At 57.0% G+C, this 24,008-nt stretch carries 26 protein-coding genes; 7 read left to right on the forward strand and 19 right to left on the reverse strand.

The annotated features are described in order from the left end of the window. The first annotated feature begins 41 nt into the window (after positions 1-41). Positions 42-506, forward strand: a complete 465-nt coding sequence (nrdG, locus tag FHC48_RS18835; protein WP_023326577.1) for an anaerobic ribonucleoside-triphosphate reductase-activating protein — start codon at positions 42-44, stop codon at positions 504-506. Positions 507-538: 32 nt separating this feature from the next. On the opposite strand, the gene FHC48_RS18840 is transcribed toward nrdG, so the two are convergent. From FHC48_RS18840 to pmbA, 12 genes are all read right to left on the reverse strand, one after another. Next, positions 539-2,449 (reverse strand): transcription antiterminator, encoded by a 1,911-nt coding sequence (locus tag FHC48_RS18840; RefSeq protein ID WP_008501401.1) that lies wholly within the window; start codon positions 2,447-2,449, stop codon positions 539-541. A gap of 19 nt (positions 2,450-2,468) precedes the next feature. Next, positions 2,469-3,605 carry a lactonase family protein gene (locus tag FHC48_RS18845; protein ID WP_059362838.1) on the reverse strand — a complete coding sequence of 379 codons (1,137 nt, stop codon included), beginning with the start codon at positions 3,603-3,605 and terminating at the stop codon, positions 2,469-2,471. A gap of 25 nt (positions 3,606-3,630) precedes the next feature. Next, the gene (locus FHC48_RS18850; RefSeq protein WP_021240686.1) at positions 3,631-4,371 is read right to left on the reverse strand and encodes a 2-dehydro-3-deoxy-phosphogluconate aldolase; all 741 of its coding nucleotides are present in this window, start codon (positions 4,369-4,371) and stop codon (positions 3,631-3,633) included. Beyond that, positions 4,368-5,486: a DgaE family pyridoxal phosphate-dependent ammonia lyase gene (locus FHC48_RS18855; RefSeq protein WP_059362842.1), complete on the reverse strand. Its 1,119-nt coding sequence runs from the start codon at positions 5,484-5,486 to the stop codon at positions 4,368-4,370. The genes FHC48_RS18850 and FHC48_RS18855 overlap by 4 nt, the downstream gene beginning before the upstream one ends. Beyond that, positions 5,470-6,603, reverse strand: coding sequence for an amidohydrolase/deacetylase family metallohydrolase (locus FHC48_RS18860; protein WP_059362845.1), 1,134 nt, complete (start codon positions 6,601-6,603; stop codon positions 5,470-5,472). Before FHC48_RS18860 ends, FHC48_RS18855 begins: the two co-directional genes overlap by 17 nt. A gap of 42 nt (positions 6,604-6,645) precedes the next feature. Beyond that, positions 6,646-7,287: a DUF4310 family protein gene (locus tag FHC48_RS18865; protein ID WP_008501407.1), complete on the reverse strand. Its 642-nt coding sequence runs from the start codon at positions 7,285-7,287 to the stop codon at positions 6,646-6,648. Between the two features lie 13 nt (positions 7,288-7,300). Further along, positions 7,301-8,077 (reverse strand): DUF4311 domain-containing protein, encoded by a 777-nt coding sequence (locus FHC48_RS18870; protein WP_008501408.1) that lies wholly within the window; start codon positions 8,075-8,077, stop codon positions 7,301-7,303. 22 nt (positions 8,078-8,099) lie between these two features. Further along, positions 8,100-8,399 carry a DUF4312 family protein gene (locus FHC48_RS18875; RefSeq protein ID WP_006810338.1) on the reverse strand — a complete coding sequence of 100 codons (300 nt, stop codon included), beginning with the start codon at positions 8,397-8,399 and terminating at the stop codon, positions 8,100-8,102. Between the two features lie 2 nt (positions 8,400-8,401). Beyond that, on the reverse strand, positions 8,402-8,764 hold the full coding sequence (locus FHC48_RS18880) for an SFCGS family glycine-rich protein (RefSeq protein ID WP_006810339.1): 363 nt from the start codon (positions 8,762-8,764) through the stop codon (positions 8,402-8,404). Positions 8,765-8,774: 10 nt separating this feature from the next. Continuing rightward, positions 8,775-9,113, reverse strand: a complete 339-nt coding sequence (locus FHC48_RS18885) for a glycine dehydrogenase (RefSeq protein ID WP_025911967.1) — start codon at positions 9,111-9,113, stop codon at positions 8,775-8,777. 317 nt (positions 9,114-9,430) lie between these two features. Continuing rightward, the gene (cybC, locus tag FHC48_RS18890) at positions 9,431-9,817 is read right to left on the reverse strand and encodes a cytochrome b562 (protein ID WP_008501412.1); all 387 of its coding nucleotides are present in this window, start codon (positions 9,815-9,817) and stop codon (positions 9,431-9,433) included. Between the two features lie 38 nt (positions 9,818-9,855). Beyond that, the gene (gene pmbA / locus FHC48_RS18895) at positions 9,856-11,208 is read right to left on the reverse strand and encodes a metalloprotease PmbA (protein WP_008501413.1); all 1,353 of its coding nucleotides are present in this window, start codon (positions 11,206-11,208) and stop codon (positions 9,856-9,858) included. Between the two features lie 95 nt (positions 11,209-11,303). On the opposite strand from pmbA, the gene yjgA reads away from it, so the two are divergent. Then, entirely contained in the window at positions 11,304-11,855 is a 552-nt protein-coding gene (gene yjgA / locus FHC48_RS18900) for a ribosome biogenesis factor YjgA (protein ID WP_008501414.1), read from the forward strand. 77 nt (positions 11,856-11,932) lie between these two features. Here the strand turns inward: yjgA and mpl are convergent, their stop codons facing one another. Next, entirely contained in the window at positions 11,933-13,312 is a 1,380-nt protein-coding gene (gene mpl, locus FHC48_RS18905) for a UDP-N-acetylmuramate:L-alanyl-gamma-D-glutamyl-meso-diaminopimelate ligase (protein WP_059362847.1), read from the reverse strand. A 197-nt stretch (positions 13,313-13,509) separates the two neighbouring features. Between mpl and fbp the strand changes: the two genes are divergently transcribed. Next, on the forward strand, positions 13,510-14,508 hold the full coding sequence (gene fbp / locus FHC48_RS18910) for a class 1 fructose-bisphosphatase (protein ID WP_008501416.1): 999 nt from the start codon (positions 13,510-13,512) through the stop codon (positions 14,506-14,508). Positions 14,509-14,658: 150 nt separating this feature from the next. Beyond that, on the forward strand, positions 14,659-15,015 hold the full coding sequence (locus FHC48_RS18915; RefSeq protein ID WP_059362850.1) for a LysR family transcriptional regulator: 357 nt from the start codon (positions 14,659-14,661) through the stop codon (positions 15,013-15,015). Here the strand turns inward: FHC48_RS18915 and FHC48_RS18920 are convergent. The 5 genes from FHC48_RS18920 to ytfQ all read right to left on the reverse strand — a co-directional run bounded on the left by FHC48_RS18920 (position 14,987) and on the right by ytfQ (position 21,231). After that, complete coding sequence (locus FHC48_RS18920; protein WP_059362853.1) at positions 14,987-16,558, reverse strand: methyl-accepting chemotaxis protein; 1,572 nt, start codon at positions 16,556-16,558, stop codon at positions 14,987-14,989. The two genes, FHC48_RS18915 and FHC48_RS18920, sit on opposite strands and share 29 nt — an antisense overlap. 84 nt (positions 16,559-16,642) lie before the next feature. After that, complete coding sequence (gene yjfF, locus FHC48_RS18925; RefSeq protein ID WP_023293434.1) at positions 16,643-17,644, reverse strand: galactofuranose ABC transporter, permease protein YjfF; 1,002 nt, start codon at positions 17,642-17,644, stop codon at positions 16,643-16,645. Then, positions 17,631-18,656 carry a galactofuranose ABC transporter, ATP-binding protein YtfT gene (gene ytfT, locus FHC48_RS18930; protein WP_021240695.1) on the reverse strand — a complete coding sequence of 342 codons (1,026 nt, stop codon included), beginning with the start codon at positions 18,654-18,656 and terminating at the stop codon, positions 17,631-17,633. The genes yjfF and ytfT overlap by 14 nt, the downstream gene beginning before the upstream one ends. Before the next feature lie 10 nt (positions 18,657-18,666). Further along, positions 18,667-20,169: a galactofuranose ABC transporter, ATP-binding protein YtfR gene (gene ytfR / locus FHC48_RS18935; RefSeq protein ID WP_059362856.1), complete on the reverse strand. Its 1,503-nt coding sequence runs from the start codon at positions 20,167-20,169 to the stop codon at positions 18,667-18,669. A gap of 105 nt (positions 20,170-20,274) precedes the next feature. After that, the gene (gene ytfQ / locus FHC48_RS18940; protein WP_021240696.1) at positions 20,275-21,231 is read right to left on the reverse strand and encodes a galactofuranose ABC transporter substrate-binding protein YtfQ; all 957 of its coding nucleotides are present in this window, start codon (positions 21,229-21,231) and stop codon (positions 20,275-20,277) included. Between the two features lie 309 nt (positions 21,232-21,540). Between ytfQ and ppa the strand changes: the two genes are divergently transcribed. The 3 genes from ppa to FHC48_RS18955 all read left to right on the forward strand — a co-directional run bounded on the left by ppa (position 21,541) and on the right by FHC48_RS18955 (position 23,345). Then, entirely contained in the window at positions 21,541-22,071 is a 531-nt protein-coding gene (gene ppa, locus FHC48_RS18945; protein WP_008501423.1) for an inorganic diphosphatase, read from the forward strand. A 222-nt stretch (positions 22,072-22,293) separates the two neighbouring features. Beyond that, positions 22,294-22,878, forward strand: a complete 585-nt coding sequence (locus tag FHC48_RS18950; protein WP_059362859.1) for a hypothetical protein — start codon at positions 22,294-22,296, stop codon at positions 22,876-22,878. Beyond that, positions 22,875-23,345 carry a hypothetical protein gene (locus FHC48_RS18955; protein ID WP_023326564.1) on the forward strand — a complete coding sequence of 157 codons (471 nt, stop codon included), beginning with the start codon at positions 22,875-22,877 and terminating at the stop codon, positions 23,343-23,345. Before FHC48_RS18950 ends, FHC48_RS18955 begins: the two co-directional genes overlap by 4 nt. 316 nt (positions 23,346-23,661) lie before the next feature. Here FHC48_RS18955 and FHC48_RS18960 read toward each other — a convergent pair whose 3' ends face one another. Then, a complete protein-coding gene (locus FHC48_RS18960) occupies positions 23,662-24,006 on the reverse strand; it encodes a gamma-glutamylcyclotransferase (RefSeq protein ID WP_008501424.1) in 345 nt (114 codons plus the stop codon). Positions 24,007-24,008 lie beyond the last annotated feature (2 nt).

Consider the following 24,008-nt stretch of genomic DNA (forward strand, 5'->3'; position numbering starts at 1 on the left):
AGGCCGGGTAAGCGCAGCGCCACCCGGCGTGGTTATTCGCAATGAACTATCACCAGTACTACCCTGTCGACATCGTCAACGGCCCCGGCACCCGCTGCACCCTGTTTGTTTCAGGCTGCGTCCACGAATGCCCCGGCTGCTACAACAAAAGCACCTGGCGACTCAATTCCGGCATGCCGTTCACCGCGGAGATGGAAGATAAAATCATCAACGACCTGAACGACACGCGCATCAAACGCCAGGGGATCTCGCTCTCCGGCGGCGATCCCCTGCACCCGCAAAACGTGCCGGATATGTTGAAGCTGGTGAAGCGCATTCGCGCAGAGTGTCCGGGAAAAGATATCTGGGTCTGGACGGGCTACAAGCTGGAAGAACTGAATGCGCAGCAAATGGAAGTCGTGGATCTGATTAACGTGCTGGTCGACGGCAAGTTCGTGCAGGATTTAAAAGACCCGGCACTCATCTGGCGAGGCAGCAGCAACCAGGTTGTGCATCATCTGCGTTGATCAAAGGCGGATATTATCCATCCGCCCTTATCTCAGAAACGACTCAAACTCTCCATCGCCACCGCCTTAAACCCGGCGAAATCCTCGCAGCTACAGAGCCGTGACATCGCCCGCTCGCGCAGGAAAGTGACGAAAATATCGTAAATCGCCATCGCCTCTTCGTACTCGCTTTTGCTGATGGCGAGCAGGAAGATAACGTGCGCGGTTTCGTCGCCCCACTGCACGCCGTGCGGGGCGAGCACGGTGTAGACCACCGTTTTCTGCGCCAGCAGGCCGAGGGAGTGCGGCAGCGCGATGCCGTCGCCGAGCATGGTGCTGACAATAGCTTCACGCTCAACAACCGAATCCAGAAACTCCGCGCCGACAAAGCCTTCGGCCTCAAGCTGTTCACACAGCTCGCGGAAGAGCGTCTGCTGATCGATAGGCTTGTCGATAATGCGGAAATGGGCCGCGTCGAAGTATTTATCCAGCATCCACGGGCGGGTGCGGTCCACCAGCACCAGCTTGCCAATCTGCTCTAACTGGTAGTCGGTCGGGAACGGGGCGATCATCACCACCGGTTTCGACTTTTCGCTGACGCGGGCGGTCGCGATCACAAAGTCTTCGCTAATGGTTTCCGCCAGCTCGTACTCGCGCAGGGTGAGCGTGCGCGTCACCTCAATCTGCGGGTATTTACGCTGCAGTACCGCCTCAATCATGCGCACCATGGCGTTACCGGCGTCGCATACCAGCAGCACGCGCGGCTGGCGCTGGTAGCCTATGTTGTAGTGGCGCTCAAGCCCGACGCCAATATGCAGCACCAGGAAGCCAATCTCGTTTTCGCTGATCACATACGGCGTGTATTTGCCCCAGCTCGACACCGCGGCCAGCGTCATGTCCCACGCCATCGGGTAGTGCTGCTTGATGTTATCCAGCAGCGGATTGGGGATCATGATTTGATACCGCACGCGGGTGATCATGGTTTTGATGTGCGTGAGCAGGTCCGCATGCAGCTGCGCGTCGCTGAGCAGGTTGTAGTTATAGTGAGTGTTGATATAGCGCAGGATGTAGTTGACCAGCGCCTCGTCGTCGTCAGCGTTAATGGCGCTGGGCGCGATCTCCTGAATCTGCCGCGCCGCAATGTGCACGCACAGCCAGCTCTCCTCCGACGGCGAAAGCGCCTTGCCCGCCAGCTGCTGGATGGTCACCGCGATATCCTTCGCCGCCTCGCGCACGTTCTCTTCCACGTCTTCGGCATGGAATTCCGGCAGCGGGTAACCTTCGCTGATGCGACGTACCGATACCGCGCAGTACAGGCGCAGGAACAGCTCGCCTTCATCGGTCAGGCGAATGTGGTGACGGGTCAAGGCGTCGTGCAGCACCGGCACCATCTGCTCCGCCACGCCCGCATTCAGCGCCACGTCGGTTACCAGCGGGTTCAGGCTGTCCTGCTGCGCCAGCTCCCAGAGCAGATCGGTCAGGCAGGCGCGGGTCGACATCTCGCTGCCAAACAGCTTCATGCCGTGGCGCGGACGGGTTTCCAGCGTCAGGTTGTAGCGATGAAACCACTCGCGCACCTCCGCCATATCGCTTTGCAGCGTGGCGCGGCTGACGAACCACTCGTCCGCCAGATCCTCCAGCTTAAGAGAAAACGCCGAGGTCAGAAAACGCACCACCAGATAATGCACGCGCTCCGGCCCGGTCCGCGGGATACGCAGCGCGCGCGGGTGGGATGCCTGAAGCTGCTGATAGCGCTCGGCATCCTCAATTTTGAGCTGGTAGCCGTTGCCCCGGCTCAGGATGAACTGCGCGCCGTGGCTGGCCAGCAGCGCGTTCAGGGCGGTGATGTCCGCACGGACGGTTCGCGTGGAGACCGACAGCCGCTGCGCCAGCTCGTCCTGCGGCAGCGTCTCGTTTTGCAACAGGTCGAAAAGTTGCGCCAAACGTTGGTTCGGAAATCGCACGTCGTTGTCCTCTTACGGCTTAAGGTGAAATGACCATCTGGGATGGGCTGCCGACCGGGGTATAGTCTGGCTCAAAGCTCAATTTCCCGTCCTGCGCCACGCGGAAGCGGGTAATGTTGTCGCTGCGCTGGTTCATGACGTACAGCCAGCGCCCCTGCTTATCGAGCGTCAGGGTGCGCGGGTAGTCACCGCGCGTCCACACATCGTCCTGATGCGTCAGCGTGCCCTCCGCCGTTACGGTAAAGTGCCCGATGCTGTTATGCAAACGGTTAGCCACATACAGCTGCCTGCCATCGGCGCTTAATGCGAGCCCGGCAGCAAAGCTGGTGCCTTTGTAACCTTCCGGCAGGGCAGAAACCGTTTTACCCTCTTTCAGGGTGCCGTTGGTATTCACGGTATACCGGGTGAGCGTAGACGCCTCTTCGTTAATCAGCCACAGGGCATCGCCCTTCGGCGTAAAGACAAAGTGGCGCGGCCCGGCGCCTTTCGAGGAGGCGCTGATAAACGGCGGATCGTTCGGCGTCAGCTTTCCTGTCCGATCGTCAAAGCGGTATTGGTAGATGCGATCCAGCCCCAGATCGGTGGAAAAAACGTATTTCCCGCTCGGATCGGCGGCGATCATATGCGCATGGGGGCCGTTATGATCGCTGTTCGCGAAGCTGCCCTCGACGGCAGCTGCCGGCTTCGCCGCGCCCGGTTCGCCTTGATCCTGATGTATGTCCGTGGCGTCACCCAGGCTGCCGTCTGCGTTAACGGGTAAAACGGCAATGGAGCCGCTGACGTAGTTCGCCACCAGCAAATGCTGGCCGTTCGGCGTCAGGGAGAGATACACCGGCCCGGCACCGCCGGAGGCCACCTGACTGAGCTCGCTCAGCTCACCGTTATCGCCGACGCGCAGCGCCTGCACCACGCCCTGCTCCACTTCGCTTGCCAGATACAGCGTTTTGCCGTCCTGTGAAAGGGTCAACTGCGCCGCATTCGGCAGTTTGCTTACCCGCGTTTTATCGTTCAGCGCGCCGGTTTGCGGGTTAACAGTAAAACGGTACAGCCCTTCACCGTTTGGATTATAGGTACCCACCCAGGCGTATTGCGTCTGGGCGACAGCGGCGGTGGCGAACATTGAGAGTGAAGCGACAAGCAGGGTACGGGTGTGCATGGTGGCTCCTGTATAGGTGTGAGTTCTACTTCACCAGCTTCTTCGTCATCGCCAGCAGGGTACGCACATCTTCCGGACGCGTATCACCGCTGGCTTTGTCGATAATCGAGCTGTAGATATGCGGGATGATTTTACTCACGCCCGCGTCGAGGGCGATCTGCAGGATCTCCTCATAGTTTTCCAGATCGATACCTCCGGTCGGCTCCAGCCAGAAGTCGTGACGGGCGCAGGCTTCCGCTACCGCTTTGTACTCGTCACGGCACTTCAGGCCGCCCATCGGGAAGTATTTGATAGAGCTGCCGCCGAAATCTTTCAGCAGAGCAATCGCCGTTTCCACCGGCACAATGCCGTCCATAGCTGCGCTGCTCAACGGGCCGGTGGAGATTTTCACCATCCCGACGGTACCGGTCGGAGAGACCAGACCGTTGACCACGGAGTCGTTTTGCCCTAGCAGCGCGCGGCTGGTGGCCACGCCGGTAAAGACCTGGTTAACGTGCTGCGGCTGCACCTGGCGGGAGATTTCACTCACCATCGCCGACTGGTTCGGATCGCCCGCGCCCAGGCCAACGGAGAGCGCGTTATCAATCAGCTTCGCGTATTCGCGCATATCGGCAACGGCGCTCGCCACGTCCGGGTAATTTTTGGAGAGCACGCCCACCAGCACGTGGCCTTCCGCCGCCTCGTAGATGGCGCTGGCGTTGGCCTTTGAGCCAGCCAGCACGTTCAGACAGACGCGGTCACGGTAAAAGTTGGGGGTCAGTTTCATGCGTTTTTCTCCAGTCCTAATACTTCACTAATGCGGCGGTACACAATGTTCAGCTGGTCAGCATTCACGCTGCGCACGTCCGCTTCGATAATCCCTTCGTTGGCCTTGTAGCCACGGAAGTAAATGGCGTACTCGCCCTGCTTGAGCTTCGCCACCAGGTCACCCGTGCCGACGCCGGTGGTGGCTTCGTCAAACTTAATCTCGGTGCGGGCGATGTCGCGTCCGGCGCTGTCCCAGACCACGCGCGCGGTCACACCGTTCAGGGTGTTGAGCGCCTCGATAAACGGCGTCATTTTCGCCACCATCTCGGCACCGCTCTCTTTGGTGGACGTCAGATAGTGTTCGATGGCGCAGGTCAGGCCAAGAATGCCCTCTTTACCCACCTTCATGGCGCGGCCAATCCCCGCCGTCTGGCGCTTCACCCACTCAACGTACTGGGTCTTGCCGATCACCAGCCCGCTGGTGGGGCCTTCGATCGCCTTTGCACCGCTGTAGATCACCAGGTCCGCGCCGGCGCGGTAGTACGCGTGCAGATCTTCTTCCGCCGCGGCATCGACGATGAGCGGCAAGTCGTGTTTACGTGCGACAACCGCCGCCTGCTCGACGCTGAGCATGCTTTTCTGCACGCAGTGGTGAGATTTGATGTACATGATCGCCGCCGTGCGCGGGGTAATCGCCGCCGCCAGCTGATCGGCGGAACATTCGTTGGCGTAGCCCGCTTCCACCAGCCTGCCGCCACCCAGCGCCACCATGGTGCCCACCGGCGCGCCAAAGTTCACGTTGTGGCCTTTCGGCAGGACGATCTCGTTGTTCTCAATCGGGGTCACGTGCAGGTTTTCCAGCAGCCAGTCGCTGTCTTTCACCAGCACAGCGGCCACGGACTGGGCAATGCCCGCCGACGCGCAGGAGACCACCGTCGCCCCTTCCACGTCCAGCAGCTTCGCGATGTATTCCCCGGTTTTATTGACCAGATCCTTCATCTCGAAATAGTGTTTCATGCCGTCCATCGCCGCCTGTACCACCTCCGGGCGCGGCGTGGAGACGCCCAGCGCCGTCATGCGGCCAGAGGTGTTAATAACCTGCTTTAAGCGGTACTTCTCATAAATCGAAGGCATTTTCCGTGCTCCCTTGTTCGGTCATGTAGCCCTTGCCCGCGCGGATCGCGGCAAGCGGCACCAGTATGTGTTCAGCCTGCAGGCTGTCGTTTTCGGCATCCGTCAGCACCGTCGGCTGACGTTTAAGGGTGAACAGCGTCAGGTCGGCATCGAGACCCGGCTGAATGCGGCCTTTACGCGTCAGGCGCAGGCCGTCGGCGGCGTTTGCGGTTACGCAGTCAATCACCTGCGGCAATGACATGCCGATGGCGAGGAATTTCGACATCACGCTTGCCAGCGAGCCCACCGGGCCGTTGATGCGGTTGCGGCAGTAGATGTCCGAGCTGATGGTGTGCGGCAGGATGCCCATCGCGATGGCGCGTTTTGCCACCTCAAAGCTGAAGCTCGCCGTGCCGTGGCCGACGTCCAGACGCACGCCGCGCTTCAGCGCAGACGTAATGGAGGCGCGCAGTTCGCCGGAGGGCGTCAGAATGCGGTTAGGCTTGCCGTTGTAGCAGTGGGTGATGATGTCGCCGGAGCTCAGCAGCTCGGCAATTTCATCGAGGTTCGGCGGGTTGTTACCAATGTGCACCATCAGCGGCAGGTCGCCGTTCTCTTTCTGAATGGCTTTGGCGCACGCCAGCGGCGTGATGCCGTTGTCACCGACCACGCTGCTGCTCATGCGCGCCTTCAGGCCGACGATAAAATCAGGATGGCGTTTCACCGCCTCTTTCACCGCGTCGGCGTCAATATTGGCCATGTTGGCCAGCTCGTTCTGGGCAATCAGCCCCACGCGGGAGATGTTCAGCAGGGCAAAGACCTCGGTGGAGGCCTTGCGGGTAATCGCGTAGAAATCGTCCACGTCGTCGGCCCCGGTGCTGCCCGCGTCCACCACGGTGGTCACGCCGGTGGCAACGCCCACGCTGTCCGGCTCGTCGTGGTAAATCGGGGAGTTCGGGTAGCAGTGTACGTGGGAGTCAATCCAGCCTGCGCTGACGAACACGTCACCGTTTAGCTCCACCGTTTTGCGGGCGGGAGCGTCTATGTCGCCCGTCGCGGCGATCTTCCCGTCCTGAATGGCGATATCGGTCAGGGTATCGTCGGCGAGGCGCGCACGGCGCAGGAGTAAATCAAACATGAGGATCTCCTGAAAAGGCGGGCGCCGGAGCGCCCGCGGGTATTAAAGGGCAACCGGGAACAGCCAGCCCAGAATCATTGCGCCGAGGATAGCGCCACCGGTAATGGGCTTCTGCCAGATGTAGAACAGCAGCGCGCCCAGCAGAGAACCCACGCCAATCGGAATGGAGGCGGTCATGGCGCTGAGGATAATCAACGGTCCGAGGAAGCGGCCGGAAGCGTTGCCCGCGCCCATCATCACGTCTGCGCCGTAGGTGGAGTTGCTCTGGTTGATGGTGAACTTACGCGCCAGGATGATGACGTAGCCAATCGCCAGGCCAATCACTAGGCCGGTGATCAGCGCGGCAATGAAGTTGGTCACCGGGAACATGATCCCCGCGCCCAGCAGCAGCGCCGGAACCCCGAGGCCCACGCCGGTCTGGATCGCCCCGCCGATGTCGAGAATACCGACCAGCGAGCCTTCGATAATACGGGCGAACAGGAAGCTCGCGCCGAACGCCGCCACCGCGCCGTAAACGCCGGTGTCAATTCCCGCTTTCAGCATCGCCACGAAGGCCACTTCGTTAAACGCGCCGATGCCGTAGAGGTAGTACATGTGCGTCCCGGCAAACACGCCGGAGGAGAGCAGGCCAACGAAGATCGGGAACGACCAGTCGGCATACCAAAAACCTTTATTCTGTTCCATGTCGAGGCTCCTGTTATTTACCGCTGAGCGAGTTGTGGATCATGTCGAGCCAGTTCGGCACGGTCAGATGGAAGGATTCGATCATCTTCATGTCGAAACCGCGGAAGAAGCCGCTCAGCACGAAGAGCAGAACGATCGCCGCCATCATCACTTTGGTGACGTGGTTCCAGCCGCTCTCTTCCACGCCTTTACCGATCAGGATCCCCAGCACCAGGCCCGGTACGGCGTTGCCCATAATCAGCTGCGCCGCGCCGCCAAAGATGGTGGCCCAGAAGCCCGATTTTTTACCCGCGTCGATGGCCGCCAGCCAGAAGATCACCGGCATCACGGTGTTGACCAGCAGGTTCGCGGCAGGCACCAGCACCTTCACGGCGGTGACCTGAAGCGCAGCGGGCACGGAGGAGGCGGTCAGGTTAAGGAAGGTCACGACGATCATGCCGATCACGCCGCAGGCAATCGCCATTTTGCGCGGATCGTGCAGCGTTTCGCCGACGTTACGGTTTTTGATCATCAGTGCGGCAGCACCCCAGTTTGGGATGATGCGGTGGTCAACGTCCTGTGTGAAAGCCCCTGCGGCCACGGAAGAGGCCCAGGCGTTAAAGAAGAAGCCTAACCCAAAGGAGAAGTGGGACGCCGGATCCCCTTCGCAGGAGTTCAGTTCCCCCAACGTACGAAACGCGCCCATACCCTGAGTGGTAGGCGCATGAAACATGCGTGCAGCCCCGGCCCCGACACCGACGCCTACCAGGCCGCCGATGATGAGCGATTTTATTAATATAATTAAGAACATCAGTCTGCCCTTTTATGAATAATCAGCGTTGCGTGACGAAATCCACCTGGTCGAGATTGATGGCTGTCACGTTGACGGTCACATCCAGCTCCACGCTGTAGGTGCGTCTTTCCCGGCGCAGAAAGAAGAACAGAAACGCTTCTTTTCGCACCGCTTCTTGCGCCTGAACGACCTGCACATCCTGTGGCTCAATACGCAGTAAGATATGCGGTGAGGCTTTCATCACCGCGGCCTGAACGTGGTTGAGCGCGTCAGCAAAGGCGCGCGCTTTGGCGTCGCCCTTCCCCTTCACTCTCACCGTGGTTGTGAACTGTTCTTTCATGCTTATGCGCCGTATTTTTTCTGCCACGCCTGTACCAGACGCTCGCCCAGCTCTTCTTTATCCATAAAGCCAAAGCCCAGCACGTTGCAGCCTTCGTTGATGGCGGTGACGCCTTCATCCACGGAACGCATACCGTATTTGGCTTTGTAGCCATATTTGGTCTGGGCGGTGATGGCACCCGCGCCGCCGCTGCCGCAGAAGGAGATGCCGAAGGTGGCGTTTTCCGCTTTCATCACGTCGCCGAGCTTCATGTCTGCCGCCATGCCCGGTACGACAACCGCGCGTCCACCTGCTTTTTCCACACCGGCCGCCACTTTCTGACCTTTACCCAGGCGATCGCCAATCACGACTGTAATCTGTTCCATGTGTTGCTCCTTAAAGGTTGTCTTTCGCGACTTCAAAGTGAACGGAGAGCAGCCAGGCCTCTTCATCTGGAAGGTTGCCAAACTGCGCCACCACTTCACGGGCAAGCCGCATTGAATCCGGTGAAATTTCGTCAAACAGCTCTGCTTCAACCTCCGGCAGCGGCTCGCCGGTCACGGACCGGTGCGCCATGGCGCGCACGTGGGAAGTAAGCATCTGCTCCTGTACCGCATTGGGGATGATGTTGTTCCGGGCCAGCAGGGCATAAACCTGCTGCAGCATGGTGTTCGCGAGCTGTTCTGTTTGCTCTGCCTGTTCCCCAACGTCGTTCATTACCGCTCCGTTAATCACTGGTCTTACCCCGTTAATGGCTCTGGAATAAAACTAACGTTGGGGGGGAATTGTTTGTAGCGAGTTGTTTTCCACTTCGAAGTGGAAAGGGGAGCCGCAGCAGTGATCTGTGCCACATAAATACGGTGAATCTGGATTAATCACGGCATTTGCGTGATGAATATCACGTATTCCAGCGGCAAAACGCGCGCCGGGGAAACGAAAACGTTCAGGCGTGGTGACGCAAAAATGTGATGGCGATAGGGTTTACTTATTACCGCGCAAAAAAAAACGGGGGCCACTGGCCCCCGCTGGTTGTTTGTCAGATGCGCGATCGGTTAACGGTATTTCTTGTGATACGTATTACGGGTCGTCACAAACTGCTCGGCCGCCGCCTGGGCTTCCTTCACTTTGCCTTCGTTAGCGAGCTTCAGCGCGCCGTCGATCTGGCCGACCAGCACGTCAAAGCCGTGGCGGTAGTCTTTCATCTCTGCGCTGTCTGCCGCTTTGCTTTCCAGTTTAGGAGGCGTCGCTTTTTGTGCGTCCAGCGCCGCTTCACGCATTTTGGTCAGCGCGTCTTTCATTTCCGCCGCATTGTCGGTTTTCTGCACCACCTTCAGGTTTTGCCCGAGGATGCCCATGTCGTCTTCAAGATCGGCAGCAAACGCAGAAGAGCCAAGAACCAGCGTTGAAGCCGCGACGATCGCTAACAGATGTTTACGCATTGCTCACTTCCTTTTTTATTATTAACAAAACGCTATCTCTATTGTCCGGCGATTTTCATTTCCGGGAGTAATACAGAACCACACTGTATATTGCTGCGTGTTTCAATATCGTTACCGACCGTAACGATATTGCGCCACATATCCTTCAGATTGCCAGCGATGGTAATTTCGCTCACCGGATACTGGATTTCGCCATTTTCAACCCAGAAGCCCGCCGCGCCGCGAGAGTAATCGCCGGTGATGCCGCTGACGCCCTGACCCATCAGCTCGGTCACCACCAGACCGGTGCCCATCTCTTTCAGCATCTGCTCAAAGTTGAGGCCCTGCCCGGCAATGCGCCAGTTGTGAATGCCGCCCGCGTGCCCGGTGCTTTTCAGCCCCAGCTTGCGCGCGGAGTAGTTGGTCAGAAGCCACTGGGTCAGAATGCCGTCTTTCACGATGTCACGACGCTCGGTGCGCACGCCTTCGCTGTCGAACGGCGTGGAGGCCAGGCCTTTCAGCAGGTGCGGATGCTCTTCGATGGTGAGCCATTCCGGCAGGATCTGCTTGCCCAGCGAGTCGAGCAGGAAGGTCGATTTACGGTAAACGGAGCCGCCCGCGATAGCGCCCACCAGATGGCCAAACAGACCGGTCGCCACTTCGTTGGCAAAAATCACCGGCGCTTTCATGGTGGAGAGTTTACGCGGCGACAGGCGAGACAGCGTGCGTTCGGCACACTCTTTGCCTACCCACTCCGGAGACTGCAAATCCCCCAGCGCGCGGCCAATGGTATAGGCGTAGTCGCGCTCCATGTCACCGTTCTCTTCGGCGATGACGCAGCTGGAGAGCGAGTGGCGGGTAGAGCAGTAGCCCTGCAGCATGCCGTGGCTGTTGCCGAAGACTTTGATGCCGTAGTGGCTGTTAAAGCTGCCGCCTTCGGTATTGGTGATGCGCTTGTCGGCCTGCAGGGACGCCTGCTCGGCGCGCGCGGCCAGCTCAATCGCTTCGTCCGGCGTCACTTCCGCCGGATGGAACAGGTCGAGATCCGGCGCGTCAAACGCCAGCAGATCTTTATCCGCCACGCCGGCGTAAGGATCCGGCGAGGTATAACGGGCGATATCCAGCGCGGCCTGCACCGTACGGGCGATGGCATCCGGACTGAGATCGGTGGATGACGCACTGCCTTTGCGATTCTGGTGATATACCGTGATACCCAGCGCGCCGTCGCTGTTGAATTCAACATTCTCCACTTCGCCATAGCGGGTGCTCACGCTAATGCCGGTGGTTTTGCTGACCGCCACTTCGGCGCCATCTGATTTTTCTGAAGCAAGCATCAGCGCGGTGGAGACGGCTTCTTCCAGAATCTTACGCTGCGCTTCAACTTGTGAGGTTACTTTCATCGCAAATGCCATACTGTAAGAGAGAGTTAACTGAAGTCTAACAGAGAACCGTTTTTCAGTGCGCGTCTTAACTGGTAACATTAGCCTCTTTTTTTAAGGAGCCTGACATGACTAAGCAGCCCGAAGACTGGCTCGACGACGTTCCCGGTGATGACATCGAAGACGAAGATGATGAGATCATCTGGGTCAGTAAAAGTGAAATTAAACGTGACGCCGAAGAGTTAAAACAGCTTGGCGCGGAAATGGTAGAACTGGGTAAAAACGCGCTGGATAAGATCCCGCTCGACCAGGATCTGCGCGATGCCATTGAACTGGCACAGAAAATCAAAAAAGAAGGCCGTCGTCGCCAGCTTCAGCTTATCGGGAAAATGCTGCGTCAGCGCGATGTTGATCCGATCCGCCAGGCGCTGGATAAGCTGAAAAACCGCCACAACCAGCAGGTTGCGCTGTTCCATAAGCTGGAGCAGATCCGCGATCGTCTGATTGAACAGGGTGATGACGCCGTACCGGAAGTGCTGAATCTGTGGCCGGATGCCGACCGCCAGCAGCTGCGTTCCTTGATCCGCAACGCGAAGAAAGAGAAAGAAGGGAATAAGCCGCCGAAGTCTGCGCGCCTGATTTTCCAGTATCTGCGCGAGCTGTCTGAGAACGAAGAGTAATCCGTTCCCCTCACCCCGAAGGGGCGAGGGGGAAAAGAACGTAGGCCCGGTAAGCGCTAGCGCCACCGGGCTTTTTTTTACGCTTCGGCGGCCGCTTCCGCTTTCTTCGCCAGCCCGTCCAGCAGCTTCTGATGGATCCCACCAAAACCGCCGTTGCTCATCACCAGAATATGGTCGCCGGGCTGAGCGGCTTTCACCACCATATCCGCGAGCGCATCCACATCCGCGCTCCAGTGCGCAGGCTGGATGCAGGCATCGGCCACTTCCGCCACCTGCCACGGAATATGCTGCGGCTGCAGCAGGAAGACTTCATCGGCACGTCCTAACGACGGCGCGAGATCGTCTTTGCAGATGCCCATCTTCATGGTGTTCGAGCGCGGTTCCAGCACCGCCAGAATGCGCGCGGTACCGCCGACTTTGCCACGCAGGGCGGCAAGCGTCGCCAGAATGGCCGTTGGGTGGTGCGCGAAATCGTCGTACACCGTGACGCCGTGGGCTTCACCGCGCAGCTCCAGACGGCGGCGGGCATTGATAAACGAGCCCAGCGCATTCGCCGCATCCGCAGGCAGAACGCCCACGTGGCGTGCGGCAGCAATGGCCATCAGGCCGTTGTGCATGTTGTGTTCGCCCACCAGGCCCCACTTCACCTCGCCCACTTTTTCGCCGTCGAGCAGCACTTCCCATTCGGAGGCATCGGCGTTGAGTTTCTTCGCCTGCCAGTGGCCCTGCTCGCCCACCAGCTCCTGCTCGCTCCAGCAGCCCATTGCCAGGGTCTGCTTCAGGTTGATGTCGTTTTCCGGCAGGATGATGCGGCCCTGGCCCGGCACGATGCGCACCAGGTGGTGGAACTGTTTCTGTATGGCCTTCAGGTCGTCAAAAATATCCGCGTGGTCAAACTCAAGGTTGTTGAGGATCAGCGTGCGCGGGCAGTAGTGCACGAACTTGGAGCGCTTGTCGAAGAACGCGCAGTCATACTCGTCGGCTTCGATCACAAAGAACGGGCTGTCCCCCAGGCGCGCAGAAACGTCGAAATTACCCGGTACGCCGCCGATAACGAAGCCCGGCTTGTAGCCGCAGGCTTCGAGGATCCAGGTCGCCATGCCCGCGGTGGTCGTTTTGCCGTGGGTACCGGCAACGGCAACCACCCAGCGGTCGCGCAGGACGTAGTCATGCAGCCACTGCGGGCCGGACATGAACGGAATATTGCGTTCCAGTACCGCCTCAACGCACGGATTGCCGCGGGTCATGGCGTTGCCAATAATCACCAGGTCCGGCTCGGGATCCAGCTGGCTGGCATCGTAGCCCTGAATAAGAGAGATGCCCTGTTTCTCCAGAAGTGTGCTCATTGGCGGATACACATTGGTGTCCGAACCTGTCACCTCATGGCCCAGCGAGCGCGCCAGCATTGCCAGTCCGCCCATGAAAGTGCCACAAATCCCCAATATATGAATGCGCATACGTCACTATCCTTCTTTAATGTGGCGCACATTTTACTCACATGTTAGCGGCTGTGAAACGCATTTCAGGTAAATCCGTATGTTGCTGGCGCGATTCACCTCTGCGCTACTATTTGAATATTTGTTAAGATTGTTGGGCTTTAGTCGTTTTAGTGAACATACAATCGCTCTACTCACAAAGATGCAGGGAAAGTGTTATGAAAACGTTAGGTGAATTTATTGTCGAAAAGCAGCACGAGTTCTCTCATGCTACCGGTGAACTCACTGCTTTGCTGTCGGCAATAAAGCTGGGCGCTAAGATCATCCACCGTGATATCAACAAGGCCGGTCTGGTCGATATCCTGGGTGCCAGCGGTGCCGAGAACGTTCAGGGCGAGGTTCAACAGAAACTCGATCTGTTCGCAAATGAAAAACTGAAAGCTGCACTGCGCGCGCGCGACATCGTTGCGGGTATCGCCTCCGAAGAAGAAGATGAAATTGTTGTTTTCGAAGGGTGTGAACACGCGAAATACGTTGTTCTGATGGATCCGCTCGACGGCTCCTCCAACATTGATGTTAACGTTTCTGTCGGTACCATTTTCTCCATCTACCGCCGCGTCACGCCTGTTGGCACGCCGGTGACCGAAGAAGATTTCCTGCAGCCGGGCATTAATCAGGTTGCTGCCGGTTACGTCGTCTATGGCTCCTCCACCATGCTGGTCTACACCACCGGTTGCGGCGTACACGCCTTTACGTACGATCCTTCCCTGGGCGTTTTCTGTCTGAGCCAGGAACGCATGCGCTTCCCGGAGAAGGGCAATACCTACTCCATTAACGAAGGTAACTACATCCGCTTCCCGAACGGCGTGAAGAAGTACATCAAATTCTGCCAGGAAGAAGATAAAGCGACGCAGCGCCCGTACACGTCCCGCTATATTGGCTCTCTGGTCGCGGATTTCCACCGTAACCTGCTGAAAGGCGGCATCTACCTCTACCCAAGCACCGCCAGCCACCCGGACGGGAAGCTGCGTCTGCTGTACGAATGCAACCCGATGGCGTTCCTGGCCGAACAGGCGGGCGGTAAGGCGAGCGACGGTAAAGAGCGTATTCTGGAGATCGTGCCGGAAAGCCTTCACCAGCGCCGTTCGTTCTTCGTCGGCAACAACCACATGGTTGAAGACGTTGAACGCTTTATCCGCGAGTACCCGGACGCGTAATCCCTCTCTTCAGGGGAGCCGATCCGGCTCCCCTGTTCATTTATATATTTTACCGTATAAGTGTTTATAAAAAACACGCTTTAATATTCGCCACTGCTCCTGCATTATTTCCATAACAGTTTGACAGATATTTCGTGGAGCAGAAACGCAATGAAAAATTATTCCCGTGCTAATACCGGCATTGATTTAAATCTTATCCCTGTATTTATTGAAATCGTCCGCTGCGGCAGCATGGCAAAGGCCTCTTTGCGTCTGGAGATGTCACGCCCTGCGGTGAGTCTGGCATTAAAGCGTTTTAATCAACTCTTTGATGAGCCGTTATTTCTCCGCAAAGGCTTATATCTTGAGCCGACGGAAAAAGCATTAGCCTTAACCAGCTCGCTGGAAATATTAATGGGCGAAATTCACGTTAATATCGGGGCGCTTAATTCCGAAAGGAATAAAACCCCGGCACAGAACGTACCGGGGCTGGGTAATATTATGCCGCGTTCTGAGTCGTCACTTTGAATGATGACATGGCTTCCATCAGCTGACGCGACTGCTCCTCAAAGGAGCGGGTCGCGGCGGAGGATTGCTGCACCAGCGCCGCATTCTGCTGCGCGGTTTCATCCATCTGGTTTACCGCAATATTAACCTGCTCAATGCCGCGGCTCTGCTCCTGAGACGCGGTCGCAATCTCACGCATCAGTTTGGTCATGCGCAGCACTTCTGTTGCGATCTCATCCATTGTTTCGCCCGCCTGCTGGGCCAGCTCGCTGCCCTCGTTAACGTGGGTTTGCGAATCACTGATAAGAGAACGAATCTCCTTCGCCGCGTCGGCGCTGCGGCTGGCCAGGTTTCGCACCTCGCCCGCGACGACGGCAAACCCGCGCCCCTGCTCGCCCGCGCGCGCCGCCTCTACGGAGGCGTTAAGCGCCAGGATATTGGTCTGGAAGGCAATGCCGTCGATCACGCTCAGGATGTCGGCGATGCGCGCCGAGCTGCCGGAGATATCGCGCATTTTTTCAATCACGTAGCAGACCATTTCGCTGCCGTGATCGGCCGTGTCGGAGACCGACTTCGCCAGCTGGTGCGCCTGCTCGGCGTTATCGGCGTTGAGCTTCACCGTGGCGGTGATCTGTTCCATGCTCGCCGCCGTCTGCTCCAGCGACGTGGCGGTGGATTCCGTTCGCTCGGCGAGATCCCGGTTCCCCAGCGTCAGCTCGCGGCTGCCGGTGTCAATCTGCGCGCTGGCATCGCGTACCCGCAGAACCGAGTTCATCAGCGACTGACGCATCTCCTCAATGACCGCGTTAAGGCGGTTAAACTCCTGGCTCGCGGGCGCGGCCAGCGTATGGGTTAAATCGCCCGCCGCCACGTTCTCCAGCTGAGCAATCGACGCCGAGAGCGGCTTGAGCAGCATATGGCGCAGCGCAAGCCAGGCCAGCACGATAATGCCCGCCGTCAGCAGCGCGGCGACGATAATCAGGATCAGGACGCGGGTTTTGCTCGCCTGCACGGCGCTCACTTCCGCCTGACCTCGCGCTTCGCTCCATTTCTGAAACGCCTGCATGTCGTTATCAAACGCTGACGCCAGCGGGATCAGCGTCTTCTCCAGCAGGTCGTAATACCCGTCCGCGCTCTGGTCGTTGAGGGTTTTCAGCATCGGGTTGATCCCCTGCTGGTTATACGCCGCCAGGCTGGCTGCCACTTTATCGAGCAGCTGCTGCCCCTGCTCGTCAGCCACGCCGCCGTCGATCACGCCCTTCAGCGTTTTCTGGGCCAGGGCGACTTCCTGATTGATGTTTTTTACCGCGTTGGCCGCATCGTCCAGCATGCCGATTTCCATCATGCGAACGGCCTGACCCGCTTCATTGCGCGCGCGCAGGATCAGCGTATAGCCTGAATTAAGCTGCACCATCTGCTCACCCTGAAGGTGATTAATACGCTGCAGCGAAGAAGAACTCTGTGTGAGGGCATAAATGCCAATGCCGCTGACAATCAGCAGCAGAAGGGTCATAACGGCCAGTAAAGAGAGCAAGCCGGTACGAATCGATAGCGTTTTCAGCATGATATTATTTCCGGTAGCGAGATATTTCTGGGCATAAAAAAAGAGTATCGGCCGCTACCGGAAAATGTTTAGACTTTCAGCATGTTATCGCTCTGTTACCGATGTGTTCACACGGGTAACAGGCGAGCTTTGGCGGTTCTCCCAGAGCACCGTCAGGCCGCGCTGCAGGGCAATAAAAATAAACAGCAGAATGCCGATGGCGATCTTCGTCCACCAGGAGCTGAGCGTGCCGTCAAAGTTGATATAGGTCTGGATCAGCCCCTGAATCGCCACGCCGAACAGCGTCCCCAGCACCGTCCCCACGCCGCCGCTGAGCAGCGTACCGCCGATGACCACAGAAGCAATCGCATCCAGCTCCACGCCAACGCCTGCAAGGGCATAGCCCGCCTGGGTATACACCGAGAAGACGATCCCCGCCAGCGTCGCCAGGCCGGTCGAGAGCATATAAATGCGGATGGTGGTGCTGCGGGTCGAGATCCCCATCAGGTTGGCCGACGTGGCGTTGCCGCCAATAGCGTAAACCTGATTGCCAAACCGGGTGCGGTGGGCGAGGAAGATGCCAATCACTACCACGCCCAGCATCAGCAGCCCCATCGCGCTCAGGCGGCCGCCGCCGGGGATTTTCCACGCCAGGCTGGAGAGCGTGTCGTACACCGGATGGTTAATGGGAATCGACTCTTCCGACACCAGGTAGCTCACCCCGCGCAGGAAGAACATCCCCGCGAGGGTAATGATAAATGCCGGAATTTTTAACGCGTCGATCAGCAGCCCCATAAAGGCGCCAAACGCACAGCCCATCGCCAGCACCAGCGGAAACGCCACCAGCGGAGAGATGCCCCAGAAGCCGATCGCTTTCGCGAGGAACACGCCCGTAAACGCGATCACCGAGCCGACGGAGAGGTCGATCCCGCCGGAGAGGATCACAAAGGTCATGCCGACGGCGATGATGCCTAAAAAGGCGTTATCGGTCAGGATATTGCAGATCACGCGCGTCGAGGCAAACCCCGGGAACTGGGTCAGGCAGTAGAGATAGCCCAGCACAAACACGCCCAGCGTGATCATTAGCGGCAAATTACGTTTTATCATGGCCACGGATCCCCTTAATGATGCTGACAAAGCGCGGCGACTGGACGATCAGCACGCAGAGCACGACCACCGCTTTCACCACCTGGTTGAGTTCCGGCTGGAATCCCGAAAGCAGGATCCCGGTGTTCATGCCCTGAATGATCAGCGCGCCGATCGCCGAGAGCAGCAGGTTAAAGCGCCCGCCCATCAGCGACCCGCCGCCGATCACCACCGCCAGGATCGCATCCAGCTCCAGCCAGAGCCCGGCGTTGTTGGCATCGGCTCCGCGAATATCCGCCGCGACGATCACGCCGGCGATGGCGGCGCAAATACCGCTCAGCACGTAGGTCAGCATCACCATCAGCCGCGTGTTAACCCCGGCGTTGCGCGCGGCGCGAATGTTGATCCCGACGGCCTCAATGAACATGCCCAGCGCCGTTTTGCGGGTGAAAAGCCAGAACACCACGAGCGTCACCAGGGCAATCATCACCGGCGTCGGGAAGAACAGAAGGTTGCCGCTGCCGAGCCACGCCAGGCTCGGCGAGTTAAAGGTGACAATCTGTCCGGAGGTAATTAGCTGCGCGACGCCGCGCCCGGCCACCATTAAAATGAGCGTGGCGACAAAGGGCTGGATTTTCAGCACCGCCACCAGAATGCCGTTCCATAATCCGGCCAGCACGCCAGTGCCTAAGGCTGCAAGCAGGACCACCGGCAGGCTATGCCCGGCCACGGTCATGGAGGCTGCCGTGGCCCCGGCGATAGCCATCACCGCGCCGACGGAGAGATCAATCCCGCCGGTGGCGATGACCAGCGTCATCCCGATGGCCAGCAGCGCCACGGGCGCGGCGCGGTTTAAAATGTCTATCGGGCTGCCAAACAGGCGGCCATCCTGCACGATAATCTGGAAGAAATGCGGCGCGACCAGGCTATCCACCAGTAAAACCACCAGCAGCGCCGCGATTTGCGGCGTGCCGGTCGGCCAGCTGAAGCGGCGCTTTGACTCACCGGTTTGCGAAAGCGAACGGGACATCACGATTCACTCCTTATGCCGCGATGGCATTCATGATCGCCGGAACGGACAGCTTATCCAGCGGGATCTCTGCCACCTGTTTACGATCGCGCATGATGATGACGCGATCGGCATAGCCCACCAGCTCTTCCAGCTCGGACGAAATGACCAGCAGGGCCAGACCGTCTGCGCACAGGGTTTCGATAAGCCGGATAATTTCGGCGTGCGCCCCTACGTCAATGCCGCGGGTCGGTTCGTCGAGGATCAGGAACTGGGGTTTGGTCAGCAACCAGCGGGAGAGCAGCACTTTCTGCTGGTTACCACCGGAGAGGAACTCGATGGGCTGTTCCGCGCTCGGGGTGCGGATGCCGAGCTGGCGGATAAAGCGCTCAGCAATGGCGTTCTGCTCTTTGCGTGGGATCGGCCGCAGCCAGCCGCGCTGCGCCTGAAGCGCCAGAATGATATTTTCCCGCACCGAGGCGGCGGCAATAATGCCGTCCGTTTTCCTGTCTTCCGGGCAGAAGCCCACACCCAGACAGGAGGCCTGATGCGGCGATCGCAGGGTTTGCGGTTTGCCCTTGATCAGCGCGCTGCCGCTGTCGGCGGGCTTGATCCCGAAGATCACCTCGGCGGTCTCGGTACGCCCCGAGCCCAGCAGGCCCGCCAGCCCGACAATTTCGCCCGGCCGCACCTGAAGGTTAAACGGCGAGATGACCCCTTTTTTGCCGTAATCGCTGAACGCGGCGACCGGCTTCTCGCTCAGCAGCGTGCGGCCCGCGCGCTGAAGGGCGTTGGTCTCCAGCTCGCGGCCCAGCATCATTTTGACCAGCTCGATCTGCGGCAGCTCGCGGGTTTCGCGGCAGCCGACAAAGCTGCCGTTGCGCAGCACCGTAATGCGATCGCTCACCTCATACACCTGATCGAGGAAGTGGGTAACGAAGATCAGGCTGACGCCCTGATCGCGCAGCTGGCGCATCAGGGTAAAGAGCATTTCCACCTCCTGGGTATCGAGGCTGGCGGTGGGTTCGTCGAGGATCAGCACCTTTGCGGAGAGATCGATCGCGCGGCAAATGGCGACGATCTGCTGCATCGCCACGGAAAAGCGGTTCAGCGGCTCGCGGACGTCGAGGGAGAAGCCGTAGGATTCCATCAGCTTTGTCGCCCGCGCCTCCATCTCTTTACGGCGCAGCAGCCCAAAGCGTCGTGGCTCACGGCCAATAAACAGGTTATCCGCCACCGACATATTCGGCAGCAGGTTCACTTCCTGGTATACCGTCCCGATCCCCAACTGCTGGGCATGGGCGGTGTTTTTTGGCGAAATGGCGTTGCCTTCCAGCCAGATGGTGCCGCGGTCGGCGTGATAAACGCCGGTCAGAGATTTAATCAGCGTCGATTTTCCCGCGCCGTTTTCCCCCAGCAGCGCCATGATCTCCCCGCGCCGCAGGCTGAAATCAACGTTATCCAGCGCCTTTACGCCGGGGAAGAATTTACTCAAGCCCTCTGTGCGGAGGATTTCCTGGTGTTGTTCAGTGGTCATGGTTTCCCCCTGCATCAAGCCGGATGGCGCTACGCTTATCCGGCCTACAAAAGAGCGTATCGTAGGCCGGGTAAGCGCAGCGTCACCCGGCATGTTCAGACAGGCTTAGTAGCCCATATTTTTCTTCTTCTCTAACTCTTCTTTCGCCGTGTCAGGCAGGTAGAGCGTGGATTTGGTGACCGTCACTTTCTCCGGCATCGTGCCGTCTTTCTTGAATTTCTCCAGCGCGTCGAATGCCGGGCCGGCCATGTTTGGCGTCAGCTCCACGCTGGCGTTGGCTTCGCCGTCGATCATCGCTTTGTAGATATCAGGCACGCCGTCGATAGAGCCGGTGAGGATATCTTTGCCCGGCTTCAGGCCCGCTTCTTTAATTGCCTGAATCGCGCCGATCGCCATGTCATCGTTGTGGGCGTAAACCATGCAGATGTTCTTGCCGTTGTTTTCAGCCTTAATGAAGCTCTCCATCACCTCTTTACCTTTGCTGCGGGTAAAGTCGCCGGACTGAGAGCGGATAATCTTGATGTTTGGCGCTTTGGCGATGGCTTCTGCAAAGCCTTTTTTACGGTCGATGGCCACGCTCGCCCCGACGGTGCCCTGCAGTTCAACAACGTTACACGGCTTGCCGTCGACCTGTTTTATCAGCCAGTCGCCAATTAACTGCCCTTCCAGCACGTTGTTGGCCGTCACGGTGGTCATATAGAGAGATTTGTCTTTAACGTCGATGGAACGATCGAGCAGGAAGACCGGGATTTCAGCGTCTTTCGCTTCCTTCAGGACGGGTTCCCAGCCGGTCGCCACGACGGGTGCAATAAAGATGGCATCCACGCCCTGGGCGATAAAGGAGCGCACGGCTTTGATCTGATTCTCTTGTTTTTGCTGACCATCGGCGATTTTCAGGGTAATGCCGCGTTTCTGAGCTTCGCTTTTCGCCACGTTGGTTTCTGCCGCTCGCCAGCCAGATTCAGAGCCGACCTGCGAAAAACCTACGGTTAAGGGAGCGGCCATCGCCATAGACGACATGGCTGCCGAAACTGCTGTGACAAGGAGTAAGCGCTTCCACATATGAACGTCCTCGTAGGGTGAGTTATTGTTGGTTAAAAGATGTTCTGCGGAATGACTATAGCCCATGAAATATGTAACGAATTGCGTTACATCACACTTCAGAAAAGTGAATAAAACGTTAATCACAAGTTTGTAATCGCTTTCATTTCTCCATGAAAAATGCGGCTGAGTTTATGGATTTTTCTGTCATGGAATCGGTCTGAAAAGTGGGAAGAACGTGGAGAGAAGGCGAAAACAGGCGGAGACATTCAGCGCGAGTTGGCTATAATACCTGCCACTTGTTTACCATCCATTTTAAAGGACACCGACATGAGCTTACTCAACGTCCCAGCGGGTAAAGAACTGCCAGAAGACATCTACGTAGTTATCGAAATCCCGGCTAACGCAGATCCGATCAAATACGAAGTGGACAAAGAGAGCGGCGCCCTGTTCGTAGACCGCTTCATGTCTACCGCGATGTTCTATCCGTGCAACTACGGTTACATCAACCACACCCTGTCTCTGGACGGTGACCCGGTTGACGTACTGGTCCCAACGCCATACCCACTGCAGCCAGGCGCAGTGATTCGTTGCCGTCCCGTTGGCGTGCTGAAAATGACCGACGAATCCGGTGAAGATGCGAAGCTGGTTGCGGTACCGCACACCAAGCTGAGCAAAGAGTACGATCACATCAAAGATGTGAACGACCTGCCAGAGCTGCTGAAAGCGCAGATCACTCACTTCTTCGAGCACTACAAAGACCTCGAAAAAGGCAAGTGGGTTAAAGTTGACGGCTGGGACAACGCAGAAGCAGCGAAAGCGGAAATCATCGCCTCTTTCGAACGCGCTGCCAAGAAGTAATTCTTACTGCTGTTAATGAAGGCCCCGCGAGTCGGGGCTTTTTTATTTCCCTGGTTTAAAGTAGTACAAACTGAATTTTTGAGAATAATCCCATTCCTTATGTTTTTGACATTAAAACCAAAAAAGATACCCTATCATTTATAGTGGGAGCGGTTAAATAGCCTGGCTGTTCACAACATATTGTCATGATGATCATTAATCCCCATTCATTACAGGATTCATATGTCATCCATTAACATTGATGTTGCCCGCCCAACTGGAATTTATTTTATCATTGAACGGTTGTATTCCCGCGATGGTTTTATGCCTTCTATTGGGGAAATCAGCCCCTCTTTGACACAGGTACACCGTACTGTCATTCAGCTAAAACGCAAGCAGGATATGTTTATGGATGGTGTTAAGGATACCCCTAAAGATATTACCCTTTGGCAACAGATAAAATATATTACAGGTTCAAAAGTAACGACCAAGGATACAGATGCGTTAGTGTATACGACCGATTTTATCGGCTCCCTTGTTGCCACCACGCCTTTAGGTAATATTGAGCATGAAAATATTCCTCGCTTCCTCACGACAGAGTCTATCCACTCCCTTCCACAGGCGGTGAGTTATGGGCGTGATCCCATCCCACAAGTCCTTCTTTATGGTCGTAAGGATATAGTCTTCTTTATGGACAATGGTGGTAAGGGTACGCCAACCGCTATTGCAAAATATAATCACAATACTCGTGACCTTGCCATAATCAAAGATCAGCTAGAAGCCAGTAAAACGATGAAGGAGCTGCTATCTAAGGGAGCAAAATTATGAGTAAGAAAAGCCATGTCATGAGCCTATTCGTCCTTATTATTGCCTCCTTTGTCTTTGGCAGAAGTACTTATGTTGAATATCTGTCATGGTACTATGGAAGCGATCATTTAATATTCAGTCAAATAAATAGCGCATTACTATCTGGTTTACTTAACGGACTTTACTTCGCGCTATCATCAAGCATTATTTATGCGTTACTCACTCTATTAAAAACAATTCCAAGAAATATCTTGTTTTCTTGTCTTCTGCAATTCTTTATTAACATAGGGCTATATACACTTTTTGTTGCAGTAGATAGAGGTTATAGTAAATTGCATACTTTAGGCTCGGGTGCTACTGATATCACCCACAGCTATTTTTTAGGGGCGTTGCTGATGAGCACACTCCTGACCGTCGCGATCGTGAGCGTTATACATGCTAAGTTTCTTTCTTCAAAGCATAAAGATGGGCTACATAAAGGCGTTTGACTGTTACGGTAAAGACAGTAAATGGCAGTATCTCTGCATCATGACATTCCAGCTTGCCTGGTTTTTGTTTTACTTATGGATCCCTTATCGAAGCGATTATGTGATTCTGCTGTTTTTACTGTGTTTCCTGCCCGTCATTTCAAGCAATACGCGGTGCATAAACTACTATGGCCGTTCACGCGCCTTGTGTTTTTTATGGCTTATTGCGCCGTACATCATGCTGTTCGTTCCTCTGTTTTTAACCCGACGCCGGGATACAGAAGAGAGTTGAAGGAATAAAAAAAACAACGCCACCTTACGGTGGCGTTGTCGTTTTTCAGTACTGGTCTCTGTCTAACCAGTTACCGCTTACGATCCGCGTTAACCCGTCGACTGGACGCTGGTAGACATACATCCACGCGCTTCCGTACGGCGTCTGGATCAACTGGCGTGCGTATTCACCGCCCCTGGTGCGCAAGGCATCAAGTTCGGCAAGCGTCGCGTTATCAATACGATAAACTTCACCCTGTACTGTTCCTTCGCCCGGAACCGCGCCTGGATAGTGGCCCAGGCTGTACAACTGGTAGTTCTCGATATTGTAATTCCCCAGTAGCTGGGCATTGGTCATCCAGTGACTGTTGCCTTGCCTGGTTCGTAAACTGCCGTAGACAAATATTCGCATTG

The sequence above is a fragment of the Enterobacter sp. EC_50 genome (assembly GCF_019584525.1).
Classification (GTDB): domain Bacteria; phylum Pseudomonadota; class Gammaproteobacteria; order Enterobacterales; family Enterobacteriaceae; genus Enterobacter; species Enterobacter roggenkampii.